The sequence below is a fragment of the Streptomyces sp. NBC_00984 genome (assembly GCF_045162475.1).
In the GTDB taxonomy this organism is placed as follows: domain Bacteria; phylum Actinomycetota; class Actinomycetes; order Streptomycetales; family Streptomycetaceae; genus Streptomyces.
Map to the genome: position 1 here is coordinate 3,125,670 of NZ_CP108734.1, position 12,430 is coordinate 3,138,099.

The window sequence follows — 12,430 nt, forward strand, 5'->3', positions numbered from 1 at the left end:
GCCGACTTGCGCTCAGCAGGCTCCGACCCATTCCTCGGTGCCGTCCGAGAAACGCTGGTGCTTCCAGATCGGGACCTCGTGCTTGAGGTCGTCGATGAGCTTGCGGCAGGCCGCGAACGCCTCGGCACGGTGCGGACAGGAGACGGCGACGACCACGGCGAGATCGCCCACTTGGAGGTCACCCACCCGGTGGACAGCGGCCAGCGCCCGGACCGGGAAATCCGCGACGACCTTCTCGGCCACCCGGCGCATCTCGTCCTGCGCCGAGGGGTGACAGGAGTACCCGAGCCCGCCGACGTCCTGACCGCCGTCGTGGTTGCGCACCGTGCCGACGAAGAGCGCCGTGCCGCCCGCGGCGTCGTCCCCCACGGCCCGGAAGATCTCGTCGACCGACAGCGGGGTGTCGCGGATCTCCAGCAGCCGGACGGGGTCGCCTGCCGCCCGCTCGCCGGGGTGGTCGTTGGTGGGTGCCATGGGGCCCATGGTGCCGTACGGCACCGACAAGGCGGAATAGCGCTTTCCACCGGCGGGCCGCCCCTGACCTTGGAGCCTTCTACAGAAGTCCCCGGGAGCGCATGGCCCCGACAGCCCTCAGATGCGGCGGCGGGCCTTGCGGGCGCGGCGGACCAGGGCGGCGGTGCCGAGCAGTGCCACGGTCGCACCGGCGGCACCCGCCGCGGTGGCGTCCTTGCGGCCGAGGCGGCGTCCGGCGACGGTGTGCCGGCCCTCGACCTCTTCGAGGAGCGCGGCGAGCACTTCCTCGTTGGTCCAGCTCGGGCGCCATCCCACGTCGTGCAGCCGGCTCACGCTGACCACCCAGGGGTGCATCGTGTACGCCAGATCGCCCGCCGGGGACGGGGTGAGGCCGATCCGGTGCAGCCGGGCGGCGGCGCCCAGGGCCACGGCGGAGGGCAGCTCCATCCGGCGGACGCCGCTGAGCTCCTCGACCTCCTCCTGCTCCAGCCAGCCGTCGCAGCCGACTGCGAACTCGCCGTCGATCTTCTCCAGCGCGGCGTACTCCAGGGCCGTGACCAGGTCGTCGACATGGCAGAACTGCCAGGTGGGACGCGATCCGGCGACGACCAGGAGGCGCGGCGACTCGAAGTAGCGGGTCAACGCGGTGTCCGTGCCGCCGACCAGGACGGTGGGCCGGACCACGGTCACGTTGAGCCCGGGGTGGGCGCGGGGCGCGCGGCGGCCCAGCCGTTCGATCTCCAGGAGGTCGCCGACGCCGGTGGCCTCGGCCGTGGCGCGCAGTTCGGCGTCCTCGGCGAGCGGGATGTCGTTGTCGGGCAGCGCCCCGTAGACCATCGCCGATGTGCACAGCACGACCCGGTGGACGCCGACGGCGGCGGCGGCCGTCAGCACCGTCTGGGTGCCGCGCACGTTGTAGGCGGTGCGGGCGGCGGGGTCGGTCTCCAGGTCCAGATCGAGTGCGAGATGCACAACGACGTCTGCGCCGCGCAGCTTCTCCGCGATGGCGGGGTCGCGCACGTCGAGGATGTGCCAGGTCGCCTCGGAGACCTCTCCGCGGCGTTCATCGATGGCGATGACCTGCTTGATCTCCTCGGATGCCGCGAGGCGTGCGGTGAGCAGCTCGCCCACGCCCCCCGCGGCTCCGGTGACCGCGACGACGGGGCCACGGCTCCTGGAGCGGCTCTTTTCTGGTTTGTTCTCGGTCGAGGGGGTGGACAGGTTTCGCGCTGCGCGAACCTGAGGATCTGGGGAACTCACCGGGCGTCTCCAGCGGTTGTCTTCAGTACGTACCCGAATGACGCGTGCGTACCAGGTGGCGTCCATCCTGCCGCAGGCCGGGAGCCGGCGGCGCACTGAGGCCCTGAGCGGACTTTTGGTGTCTACGCTGGATGGTGATGCCGGGCAGTCGCCGTCGGTTCGAGCCGACGGCCCTACGAGCCGAGGAAACCCCGTGAGTGACACCCCATTCGGATTCGGCCTTCCGCCGGAGGAGCCGGACAACGGCGACGAGGGCAAGAAGAAGGACCCCACCGGAGGTGGGCAGGGCTCGGGCGGGCCGGCGAACCCGTTCGGCTTCGGGCCCGGCGCGGGCGGGGACAACCCGTTCGCGGCGATGTTCGGCTCGATGAACCCCAATGACCTGGGTGCCGCCTTCCAGCAGCTCGGCCAGATGCTGAGCTACGAGGGCGGTCCGGTCAACTGGGACATGGCCAAGCAGATCGCCCGCCAGACGGTCTCGCAGGGCACGCCGGACGGCACGAAGGACGCCAGCGTCGGCCCGTCCGAGCGGTCCGCGGTCGACGAGGCGCTGCGTCTCGCCGACCTCTGGCTGGACGGCGTGACATCGCTGCCCTCCGGTTCGGTCTCGACCGTGGCGTGGAGCCGTGCGGAGTGGGTCGAGGCGTCCCTTCCGGCCTGGCAGAAGCTGGTCGACCCGGTGGCGGAGCGCGTCGGTCTCGCCATGGGTGACGTGCTGCCCGAGGAGATGCAGGCGATGGCCGGCCCGCTGATCGGCATGATGCGGTCGATGGGCGGCGCGATGTTCGGCCAGCAGATCGGGCAGGCCGTCGGCGTGCTGGCGGGCGAGGTCGTCGGTTCGACCGACATCGGCCTCCCGCTGGGCCCCGCGGGCAAGGCCGCGCTGCTGCCGCTGAACGTGGAGAGGTTCGGCAAGGACCTCAGCGTGCCGCAGGACGAGGTGCGGCTGTATCTCGCCCTGCGCGAGGCCGCGCACCAGCGGCTCTTCGCCCATGTTCCGTGGCTGCGCTCGCATCTGTTCGGCGCCGTCGAGGGGTATGCGCGCGGCATCAAGGTCGACACCAGCAAGCTGGAGGACGTGGTCGGCCAGTTCGACCCGTCGCAGCCCGAGCAGCTCCAGGACGCCCTTCAGCAGGGCATGTTCCAGCCGGAGGACACGCCTGAGCAGAAGACCGCCCTGGCCCGGCTGGAGACGGCGCTCGCACTCGTCGAGGGCTGGGTGGACGCCGTGGTCCACGAGGCCGCAAAGTCCCGCCTGACCTCGGCGGACGCGCTGCGCGAGACGATGCGCAGGCGCCGCGCCTCCGGCGGTCCCGCCGAGCAGACGTTCGCCACGCTCATCGGCCTTCAGCTGCGCCCGCGGCGGCTGCGTGACGCCTCGCGCCTGTGGGCGTCCCTCACCGACGCGCGCGGTCTCGACGGGCGCGACGCCCTGTGGGAGCACCCCGACATGCTGCCGACGGCCCAGGACCTGGACGATCCGGACGGCTTTGTGCACCACGAGCAGCTGGACTTCTCCGAGCTGGACAAGATGCTCGGCGAGGCCGCGAAGGGCCCGCAGAAGCCCGCCGCGGACACGGCGGACACGGACGGCAAGGACTCCCCCGGCACCGGGGAGGCCGAGGGCCGCGAGGACGACGGCAAGGGCGACACCGACCGGTGAGCCTGCACGACGACGCCGTTCTCGTACTGAAGGGGTACGAGAGCCCTGCGGATCCGGACCGGGGTGAGCTGCGCCAGGTCTATCTCGACCATCTGGCGCGGCATCCCGACGGCATGTGGAAGGCCTGCGGAGCAGGCCATCTGACGGCCAGCGCGCTGGTCGTCGACCCGGAGCGCGGCCGGGTCCTGCTGACGCTCCACCGCAAGCTGCGGATGTGGCTGCAGATGGGCGGTCACTGCGAGCCGCAGGACGCCTCGCTCGCCGCCGCGGCGCTGCGGGAAGCGACCGAGGAGTCCGGCATCACCGGCCTCACCCTGCTCGCGGGCGGCCCGGTGACCCTGGACCGCCACCCGATCCCCGCGCCCTGCCACTGGCACCTGGATGTGCAGTACGTGGCGCTGGCGCCCTCGGGCGCGACGGAGCAGATCAGCGACGAGTCGCTGGACCTGCGCTGGTTCGCGTACGACGAGGTCGCTTCGGTGGCCGACACATCGGTCGTACGGCTGATGGAGCGCGCCCGCGCCGTGCTGGAGCGGCGCCGGTAGGAACGACCTGCGGAACGGGTGGGGCGGTCTCTGCGACCACCCGTTCCGTGCGTGCCGGTGCGCTGTGGCTCAGTTCCAGGAGTTGTTCTGGTTCTGACCGTGGGCACCCTGCTGTCCCATCCCGTACTGGGCCCGGACGCCCTGGCCGATCTCGTGGTTCTGCGGGGGCAGCACCTCGCTCGGCTGGACGAGGGCGAAGCCCTGGCCGAGGAAGCTGAGCTCCCAGCCCTCGCCGGTGTTTCCGCTCCGCCGCCAGACGCCCGAGGAATGCGTCTGGGCCTGCATCTGCACCCGCAGCGAGCTGGACCAGGCGACGATCGCGTCGGCGTCGGCGTTGACGTACTTGTCCGGCGTGACCTGCATCATCAGCGGCTGGCCCGAGGTCATCAGAGCGACCTTGCCGGTGCCGGAGATGTTGAGCTGGTACTTCCCGGTGCCCGAGATGCCGTACTGGCTGTCCACCGCGATGACCTCGGTGTGCAGCGAGGAGTCCAGCGCGAGGACGTAGGCGCTGTCGACCGTGATGCCGTCACGGTCGACGTCCACGACGTGGATGTACTGCGCGAGGTTGGCGAGGTAGACGGTGCCCTGCCCGGAGCAGCGCATCAGGTCGAGGCCCTCGCCGGTGTTCGCGCGGGCGCGGCGCTGCCCGTGCGACTGGTACTCGCCGTCGAACTCCATCAGACCCTGGTACGCGACCATGGCGCCCTTGCGGGCGAGGACGTCGTCGCTGCCGGTCAGCGAGACCCGCAGGAGCTGCGGGTTCTGGACGGTGTACCGGTCCTGGGACTGCTGTTCCGTGTAGCTGAAAAGCGGACTCTGCATGGTGTGTTCTCCTCCCCCGTCAGTTCCGGACCCGCAGGCGGTCGGTACTGTCCTCGCTCGGCTGCACGACGACGATGCCCTGGCCGGAGAAAGCCATCTGGTACGCCTCGCCGCTGCCCCGCCCGATGAGCGAGGATGCCTTGAAGCTGCGCTTGCCCTTCACCTTGAGGTTCGGGGACCAGGCCACGAGGGCGTCCGGGTCGACGTACGTCTCGTCCTCGCCGCGTCCGCAGTCGACGACGATCGGGGTGCCGCGCGAGGTGATGGCGACCCACCCGGTGCCCGAGATGCAGACGTTCCACAGGCCCTGGCCCGCGAACTTGGCGAGGCCCTTGACCCGCTCCACGCCCCAGGTGAGATGACCGTCGAAGGCGAGGACATTGGTGCCGTTGACCGAGAGTGAGTCGTTGTTGAGGTTGATGACGACCACATCGGCGCCGTAGTCGGCGAGGTAGAGCAGTCCGTCGCCGGAGCACTTCATGATCGGCGCGCCCTCGCCGGTGATCCACTGGGAGGCGATCTGCCGGACGGCGGGCGGGTTGGGTTCGTACTGGATGAAGCCCTCGTACGCAACCATCGAGCCGGTACGTGCGTAGAGGTCCTGGCCGGTGGCCATGGCGACCTTGAGCATCGTGCGGCCGTGGTTCTCCATACGGGCCGTGACGGGGGTCGGGGCGTAGCCCGCGAGTTGCTGATTCATGACGGGCTCCCTCAGACCTCGTAGGGCTGGACGACGATGAAGTTGCCGGGGGCTCCCCGGAACTGGAGGTTCACGGTCTCCCCGCTGTGTCCCGGATACGCGTTGCGGCGCAGCCGGACCTGGCTGGAGATGATCACCTGGGACGCGGACGACCAGGCCACGACGGCGTTGCAGTCGGCGAAGGTGGTCGGCGTGACGGGCAGGACGACGGGGACGCCGTGGGTCTTGACGATGACCGTGCCGGTGCCCTGGAACTGCATGGTGAACAGGGCGCCACCGGGGATGCCGTGGCCCTCGATCCTGCGGACCTCGTGCTGCAGCGACTCGTCGAACGCGAGGACGTTCTCCGCCGAGACACAGATGCCGTCGCCCTGCAGCTCGATGGCGTGCAGATGCGAGCCGTCCTCGGCGAGGAAGACCTGGCCGCGGCCGGTGCAGCGCATCAACTGCATCTCCTGGCCGGTGGCGTTGCCGACGATGCGACCGGCGAAACCGGCGCCCTTGTAGCTGAAGTCGACCTTGCCCTGGTACATCACCATGCTGCCCTGGCGGGCGAGCACGGGCATACCGCCCATGGTGAGGTCGACCCGCATGAGTTGCTGGTTCTGCGGGGTCCAGCGCTGGCCGGTGGCCGTTTCCTTGTACGGCTGGAGTGCCGCCTGAAGACCGGCACCGGCCTGCGGCACGCCCTGCGGCACGCCCTGGGGCACACCGGGCGGCTGCATGCCGGGAGGCTGCTGACCGTACGGGGCCGGGGCCTGCTGACCGTACGGGGCGGGCGGTGCCTGGCCGTACGGGGCGGCGGGGGGTGCCTGGCCGTAGGGGGGTGCCTGGCCGGGGACCTGCCCGAACTGTGGCTGCTGGGGCGGCTGGCCCGGCTGCCCGTACGGGGCCGGAGCGGGGGCGGGCGGCGGCACCGTGCCGCCGTGCGGTGCCAGCGGCGCCGCCATCGTCGGCGCGCTGTGCATCTGCTGTTGCGGTGTGGGGGCCGGGGCCTGCGCGGCCGGAGCCCCGAAGGACGGTGCCGGCTGCGGGGCCTGGGGCGCCTGCGGTGCGGGCGGGGCCCCGAAGGACGGAGCGGGCGCCGGTGCGGCCGCCTGGGCGGGCGGGGCGAACGACGGAGCCGCCGCCTGCGGTTGAGGTGCGGCGGGCGCCTCCTCGGCGACCTCGCCGCCGAAGTTCTTCAGCAGCGCTTCCAGGCCGCCGTCGAAGCCCTGGCCGACCGCGGCGAACCGCCAGACGTCCTTCAGATAGAAGTCGCCCAGCATCACCGCACGCTCGGTGGTGAACTCCGAACCGTTGAAGGCGTACCTGACGACTTCTTCGCCACCTGCGACGATCCGGATGTATCCGGGGCCGATCTGGGACATCTGCCCGGCCCCGTCGACCGTCGCGGTGAACGACAGCTTGTGGATGTTGGCCGGAATGCGGTCCAGGGTGACGCGGAACGACTCGGTGTCACCGGCCTGGGTGCCGAGAAGCTGAATGGACTCCTCGGGCGATTTAGGCTGATTGAAGAAGATGAAATACCGGTCGTCGGAGAGCTGCTCATTGGCATCGAGGCCGAAGCAGCTGATGTCAAAGGTCAGTCCCGGACCGGCGATCTGCACACCTACGTACAGATCCGTCCCCGGCGTGAGATCGCTGATCTTGGCCTTGTGGCCGCGTTGGAATTCCCTGGCCATGCGTAACGACCGTCCCCCATCCCGAATGTGAATGCGTCGCGCCAGGCTAACCGCAAACGCCGACATCGAGCTAAGTCGGTACACACCCGGTACAGAATCGGTGGATGTCACTCACCGCGAGCGGCGGGCAGATGAGGCAGCCGGTCGGCCGCCACCACACCTTCCAGATATCCGCGTGCCCGCTCGGTCCGGGGATATGCCTCCAGCAGCCGCCAGAAGCGCGGGCCGTGGCCGGGGACGAGCAGGTGGGCCAGCTCATGGACCAGTACGTAGTCGACGACGTACTCGGGCATGCCCTGGAGCCGGTGCGACAGGCGGATGCTGCCCTCCGCCGGGGTGCAGGACCCCCATCGGGTGTTCTGGTTGGTCACCCACCGCACCGACGTCGGCCGGGCCCGGCCCTCGAAGTACTGGGCGGACAACCGCTCGGCCCGCTCGGCGAGTTCGCTGTCGCCGAAGACGCGTTTGCTCTCCTGCGCCGCGAGCTTGTCGAGCATCACGCTCACCCAGCGCCGCTCCTCGGCCTCCGACATCCGGGCCGGGATGAGCACGATGGTGCGGTCGCCCTCCCGGTACGCGGAGACCGTTCTGCTGCGGCGATTGCTCCTGCGGACCTCGACCGCGCTCGTTGCCGAGGCGCGGGGCGGACGGTCCGCCGCGCTGCGCTGCTGGGTTCCGGCGCGGCGCGTGGGGGTCTCCCCGGCGAATCCGGGTGACGGGTCGGCGGGCACGCCACGACGTTACCCGGTGTCAGTGGGGGAAGTCCCGTCTCCGGGACGGTTCACGCTTGATCCACTCCACGGCATGCACCATTTGAACGACTAATACCCCATGCCTGTGGACAACTTTCCGCACACTTCGGCGCCGGCCTGCATTCTGGCAACGGATCCCGCGAAGATCCGGGGCCGCGGCCCACGCACAGAGATCAAGGAACACAGACCGGGGGTAGCCGTGCATCCGATGTTGAAGCCCGCACTGCGCCGCGCATGGCGCAGCCGAGGCACCGTGCAATTCGGGGTGACTCATGCCCATGCGGTGAAGTTCGGCCCGCTGGATATCGCCACGGGCAGTTTTCTGGAACTGCTCGACGGAACACGCGGCCTGCCACTGCTGCGCGAGGAGGCCCGCACGCTGGACCTGTCGGACCATCAAGTGGACACCTTGGTCGGACGATTGGCGAACGCGGGGCTGATCGACGACGTGCGGGCCGCCGGCCCGGAGACCGACGTGTTGCGGAGCCGGCCCGGCGCCCTGGATCGGCACCGCCCCGATCTGGCGTCGCTCTCCGTCGTCCATCCCGAACCGGGCGGCGGGATGCGACGGCTGGCGGCCCGCCGGGCGATGCGGGTCCAGGTACGGGGCGCCGGACGGGTCGGCGCCGCGATCGCGGCGGTGCTGTCCGGGTCCGGCGTGGGCCGGGTGGAGGTGCTGGACGGCGGGCACACCGAGCCGTGGGACGTCTCGCCCGGCGGGCTTCCGCCGACGGCCGTCGGGGAGCGCAGGGACACCGCCGCCCGGCAGTTGGTGCGCAGATCCGCCGCGGGTTCGGCTCCCCGGGCGGCGGAGACGGCGGGTTCTCCGGCCGGTGGCGAGCCGGGGCTGTCGCTGATCGTGGTGGCCCCTCGCGACGGCCTCGCGGCGTACGCCCCCGATCCGCGGTCGGCCGAGCCGTGGATCGCGTCGGGGACTCCTCATCTCTACGCCGGAGTGATGGAGGCGACGGGAGTCGTCGGTCCCCTGGTCCTGCCCGGGGGAACGGCCTGCGCCGGGTGTCTGGCGCTGGAGCGCGCGGGCCGGGACGAGGACTGGACCAGGATGCTGTCCCAGTGGCGGTCCGGGCGGCGCGCTGCCGTACAGGCCTGTGACCTGGGACTGGCCACGGCGGTGGCGGGGCTGACGGCCGCTCACGCGCTGTCCTTTCTGGACGGGGAACTGCCCGCGAGTACGGGAACCCGTTGGGAGGCCGCGCTGCCGCTGTTGGACTGGCGCCCCGAGCGGATGGGACCGCACCTCGACTGCTCCTGCGGAGCGGCTGGGCACACTGGGAGGGAGCGCTCCTCCGGGACCGACGCGAGGCAGGACACAATGGCTGGGTAACCGCCGCACGCGGTACGGCAGTCTGGGATTTGGAGGGGCTCATGTCTGATCTTCCCCGGAAAGCGGTCACCCGTACCGCCAAGTTGGCCGCCCTGCCTCTGGGCTTCGCCGGCCGGGCGACGTGGGGTCTGGGCAAGCGGATCGGCGGGAGATCGGCGGAGTTGGTCGCCCGTGAGGTGCAGCAGCGCACCGCGGACCAGCTGTTCAAGGTCCTGGGCGAGTTGAAGGGCGGGGCGATGAAGCTCGGACAGGCCCTGTCCGTCTTCGAGTCGGCGCTGCCCGAGGAGGTCGCCGGACCGTACCGGGCGGCGCTCACCAAACTGCAGGAAGCCGCACCGCCCATGCCCAGCGGTACCGTCCACGCGGTGCTGGAGGAGCGGCTCGGCGAGGACTGGCGGCAGTTGTTCCTCGAATTCGAGGACAGACCGTCGGCCGCCGCCTCGATCGGTCAGGTGCACCGGGCCGTGTGGCACGACGGACGGGACGTCGCGGTGAAGGTGCAGTATCCGGGCGCCGGGGAGGCGCTGCTCTCTGATCTGGCCCAGCTCAGCAGATTCGCCCGACTGTTCGGCCCGTTGATCCCCGGAATGGACATCAAGCCGCTCATCACGGAGCTGCGCGACCGGGTCTCGGAAGAGCTGGACTACGAACAGGAGGCGCGGTCGCAGCGGGATCACGCCGAGGAGTTCGCGGGCGACCCGGATGTGGTGATCCCCGGTGTGGTGCACCAGTCCGACCAGGTGCTGGTGACGGAGTGGATGGACGGTGTCCCGCTCGCCGACGTGATCACGGAGGGCACGCCGGATCAGCGGGACCGGGCCGGTCAGCTGCTGGCGCGCTTCCTCTTCTCGGGGCCCGCGCGCACCGGTCTGCTGCACGCGGACCCGCATCCGGGCAACTTCCGGCTGCTGCCCCCGGACGAGGAGGCCGGTGACGACGGGCAGTGGCGGCTCGGAGTGCTGGATTTCGGGACGGTGGACCGGCTGCCCGGCGGTCTGCCGCAGACCATCGGGGACTCCCTGCGGCTGACGCTGGCGGGCGAGGCGGATGCGGTGTACGAGCTGTTGCGCGAGGAGGGGTTCGTCAAGGACTCGATCGACCTCGACCCGGATGCGGTGCTCGACTACCTCCTCCCGATCATCGAGCCGGCGCAGGTGGAGGAGTTCACGTTCACCCGGAGCTGGATGCGCAATCAGGCGGCCAGGATCGCGGACCCCCGCTCCCCCGCGCACCAGCTCGGCAAGCAGCTGAATCTGCCGCCCGCCTATCTGCTGATACACCGGGTGACGCTGAGCACGATCGGGGTGCTGTGCCAGCTGGGTGCGACGGTGCGGCTGCGCGACGAGCTCGAATCCTGGTTGCCGGGCTTTCTGCCGGAGGGCGAGCAGGAGACGGCAGTACAGGAGTCGGCGGTGCAGGAGTCGGCGGTGCAGGAGTTGGCGGTGCAGGAGTTGGCGGGCGACGTGCCCTCAGGAGCGTAGGTCAGGGCGCCACGGCCGACTGCGCTTCCCTCGGGCAGGTCACCACCAGGGTCACCACCAGGCGGAGTCGAGGCGGCTTTCGATCGCCCTGATGTGGGTGCGGGCGCACTCTTCGCAGAAGTACTGGCGCCCGCTGTTCTCCACGGAGCAGATCCAGGTCGGCGGTGCGGCCTCGCTGTCGGCGGAGGTACCGCACAGGGCACAGGTGACGACTGCGGCGCCCTTCTGCGCGGGCCGCTGAATCCGGTGCCGTGTCTCCTCGTCCACCTCGTGACGTTAACGCCGTCGCCGCCGTGCCGCGCGGCACCACACAGCACCGCCACGCAGTACTGCCGCACAGCACGACCGCGGGGCCGGCCCGTTCGGACCGGCCCCGCGGAAGGGGTACTGACTATGGGTACTGATTGCTGCCGGGCAGAGCGGCTGCCCGGCAGCGGGTGCTGCTGGTGTTCGGCCTGACTAGTGCATGACCGCCATGGCCAGCGCTCGGCGGGCGCGCATCGATGCGCGCTCGGCCCGGCGCTGCATCCGGCGCGCGTTGACCAGGCGCACGGCCTGCCGCTGCGTGTCGGCCTCCCTCAGGCGGTCGTGCATATGAGCACGAGCCAAGGCTTCTGGGATGAGTTGCATCTCGCGGGTCCTGTTCTGACGCGAGTCGTTCGCGCCGATGATCGTGACGTTCGGTGTTGCGGAGCCGACGGGCTCATTGATGGGGACGGACATTTCTGCCTGATTTCGGGGATCGTGGGTGTGGGGACGGTCGATGGTTCCGATGCGCTTCATGGGTTTGGGGGCCGTGACCCCCAGTCCGGCGGTCACGCCGCGACCGGGTTCTTGCGCGGACGGCCACGCGGCCGCTTGCGAGCGACGACGACGCCCTGGATGAAGAGCTCACCGCCCCAGACGCCCCACGGCTCGCGACGCTCCTTGGCGCCGGCGAGGCAGGCCTCGACGAGCGGGCAGGTGCGGCAGAGGGACTTGGCGTACTCGACGTCGGCCGGCGACTCAGCGAAGAAGACCTCCGGGTCGTAGGAGCGGCACGGGACGGGCACGCCGAGGTTCTCGATGGCGTCGTCGAGCGCAGTGAGCGCAGTGAGGGGGATCAAGGTGGAGTCCTCCGTGAGGCCGGGCGGCGGGATCGTGTCGGAAGGCGGTACGGACGGGGCGTGCGCTTCGAGTTGCACGGTGGGTGGTGTCCTCGTCTGGTCGTTCCGGCCTGTTGGCCGGGTGGCGGCTGGTACCGGGTGTTGCTTGTCCCGAGGCTCCTTCGTGCTGTCTCGTCCGTTTGGACAAAACAAAAGGGCCGCGGATCCCGAGTGGGGTTCCGCGGCCCTGAAGGCGCCGGCCTGATGGTGGATCAGGCTGGATCACTCCAGGGTTCAGGCCCACGGAAGGCCCACATCGTGTGGTGCTGCATCGTCTGCTTCTTGGCGCCGGATTCCGCTCCCGCACCGACGGCCGCAAAGGCATAGGCCTGGGCCCGTCCCTTCGCTACTGCTGCTGCCGGTGCCTGAGCCGGTCGCTCATTGCGCTCCCGCACGGGGAGGCTCGCCGGAGACAGCGGGCTGGCGACGGAAATGCCGGACAGACCGGTGCCACGGAGCGAGGACTCGGAAGAGCACGCGAGGCCGAGCGAGCAGGCGGAGACGACCGAAAGATCGGTCATTTTGTTGGTCTCGATGATGCTGATCACTTCAATC

General features: G+C 70.4%; 14 protein-coding genes. 4 read left to right on the top strand and 10 right to left on the bottom strand.

Annotated features, from left to right (window positions below; all coding sequences use genetic code 11):
- Positions 1 to 12 precede the first annotated feature (12 nt).
- Both OG520_RS13485 and OG520_RS13490 read right to left on the bottom strand, forming a co-directional pair.
- Positions 13 to 474 (bottom strand): molybdenum cofactor biosynthesis protein MoaE, encoded by a 462-nt coding sequence (locus OG520_RS13485; RefSeq protein ID WP_385336088.1) that lies wholly within the window; start codon positions 472 to 474, stop codon positions 13 to 15.
- 117 nt (positions 475 to 591) lie between these two features.
- Positions 592 to 1,734, bottom strand: a complete 1,143-nt coding sequence (locus tag OG520_RS13490; RefSeq protein WP_399328859.1) for an SDR family oxidoreductase — start codon at positions 1,732 to 1,734, stop codon at positions 592 to 594.
- Between the two features lie 193 nt (positions 1,735 to 1,927).
- Here OG520_RS13490 and OG520_RS13495 point away from each other — a divergent pair, with 193 nt between their 5' ends.
- On the top strand, positions 1,928 to 3,397 hold the full coding sequence (locus OG520_RS13495; protein ID WP_406013330.1) for a zinc-dependent metalloprotease: 1,470 nt from the start codon (positions 1,928 to 1,930) through the stop codon (positions 3,395 to 3,397).
- The gene (locus OG520_RS13500) at positions 3,394 to 3,942 is read left to right on the top strand and encodes an NUDIX hydrolase (protein ID WP_406013331.1); all 549 of its coding nucleotides are present in this window, start codon (positions 3,394 to 3,396) and stop codon (positions 3,940 to 3,942) included. Before OG520_RS13495 ends, OG520_RS13500 begins: the two co-directional genes overlap by 4 nt.
- Before the next feature lie 69 nt (positions 3,943 to 4,011).
- Here the strand turns inward: OG520_RS13500 and OG520_RS13505 are convergent, their stop codons facing one another.
- The 4 genes from OG520_RS13505 to OG520_RS13520 all read right to left on the bottom strand — a co-directional run bounded on the left by OG520_RS13505 (position 4,012) and on the right by OG520_RS13520 (position 7,883).
- Complete coding sequence (locus OG520_RS13505; RefSeq protein WP_399328856.1) at positions 4,012 to 4,767, bottom strand: AIM24 family protein; 756 nt, start codon at positions 4,765 to 4,767, stop codon at positions 4,012 to 4,014.
- 19 nt (positions 4,768 to 4,786) lie between these two features.
- Complete coding sequence (locus OG520_RS13510) at positions 4,787 to 5,467, bottom strand: AIM24 family protein (RefSeq protein ID WP_189273532.1); 681 nt, start codon at positions 5,465 to 5,467, stop codon at positions 4,787 to 4,789.
- Positions 5,468 to 5,478: 11 nt separating this feature from the next.
- Positions 5,479 to 7,152 carry a TerD family protein gene (locus tag OG520_RS13515; RefSeq protein WP_406013332.1) on the bottom strand — a complete coding sequence of 558 codons (1,674 nt, stop codon included), beginning with the start codon at positions 7,150 to 7,152 and terminating at the stop codon, positions 5,479 to 5,481.
- Between the two features lie 107 nt (positions 7,153 to 7,259).
- Positions 7,260 to 7,883: a M48 family metallopeptidase gene (locus tag OG520_RS13520; RefSeq protein ID WP_406013333.1), complete on the bottom strand. Its 624-nt coding sequence runs from the start codon at positions 7,881 to 7,883 to the stop codon at positions 7,260 to 7,262.
- A gap of 220 nt (positions 7,884 to 8,103) precedes the next feature.
- Between OG520_RS13520 and OG520_RS13525 the strand changes: the two genes are divergently transcribed.
- A complete protein-coding gene (locus OG520_RS13525) occupies positions 8,104 to 9,249 on the top strand; it encodes a ThiF family adenylyltransferase (protein WP_406013334.1) in 1,146 nt (381 codons plus the stop codon).
- A 41-nt stretch (positions 9,250 to 9,290) separates the two neighbouring features.
- Complete coding sequence (locus tag OG520_RS13530; protein ID WP_406013335.1) at positions 9,291 to 10,730, top strand: ABC1 kinase family protein; 1,440 nt, start codon at positions 9,291 to 9,293, stop codon at positions 10,728 to 10,730.
- 51 nt (positions 10,731 to 10,781) lie between these two features.
- On the opposite strand, the gene OG520_RS13535 is transcribed toward OG520_RS13530, so the two are convergent.
- The 4 genes from OG520_RS13535 to OG520_RS13550 form a co-directional block, all read right to left on the bottom strand.
- Positions 10,782 to 10,997 carry a hypothetical protein gene (locus OG520_RS13535; protein ID WP_406013336.1) on the bottom strand — a complete coding sequence of 72 codons (216 nt, stop codon included), beginning with the start codon at positions 10,995 to 10,997 and terminating at the stop codon, positions 10,782 to 10,784.
- Between the two features lie 192 nt (positions 10,998 to 11,189).
- Positions 11,190 to 11,513: a hypothetical protein gene (locus tag OG520_RS13540; protein ID WP_266425432.1), complete on the bottom strand. Its 324-nt coding sequence runs from the start codon at positions 11,511 to 11,513 to the stop codon at positions 11,190 to 11,192.
- Between the two features lie 32 nt (positions 11,514 to 11,545).
- Positions 11,546 to 11,914, bottom strand: a complete 369-nt coding sequence (locus tag OG520_RS13545) for a WhiB family transcriptional regulator (protein WP_093549938.1) — start codon at positions 11,912 to 11,914, stop codon at positions 11,546 to 11,548.
- A gap of 173 nt (positions 11,915 to 12,087) precedes the next feature.
- A complete protein-coding gene (locus OG520_RS13550; RefSeq protein WP_399328851.1) occupies positions 12,088 to 12,423 on the bottom strand; it encodes a hypothetical protein in 336 nt (111 codons plus the stop codon).
- Between the last annotated feature and the right edge of the window lie 7 nt (positions 12,424 to 12,430).

Excerpts from the sequence above, each read along its gene's own strand:
- OG520_RS13485 (WP_385336088.1), bottom strand. The coding sequence starts at position 474 with ATGGCACCCACCAACGACCACCCCGGCGAGCGGGCGGCAGGCGACCCC.
- OG520_RS13505 (WP_399328856.1), bottom strand. The coding sequence starts at position 4,767 with ATGCAGAGTCCGCTTTTCAGCTACACGGAACAGCAGTCCCAGGACCGG.
- OG520_RS13510 (WP_189273532.1), bottom strand. The coding sequence starts at position 5,467 with ATGAATCAGCAACTCGCGGGCTACGCCCCGACCCCCGTCACGGCCCGT.
- OG520_RS13515 (WP_406013332.1), bottom strand. The coding sequence starts at position 7,152 with ATGGCCAGGGAATTCCAACGCGGCCACAAGGCCAAGATCAGCGATCTC.
- OG520_RS13530 (WP_406013335.1), top strand. The coding sequence starts at position 9,291 with ATGTCTGATCTTCCCCGGAAAGCGGTCACCCGTACCGCCAAGTTGGCC.
- OG520_RS13540 (WP_266425432.1), bottom strand. The coding sequence starts at position 11,513 with ATGAAGCGCATCGGAACCATCGACCGTCCCCACACCCACGATCCCCGA.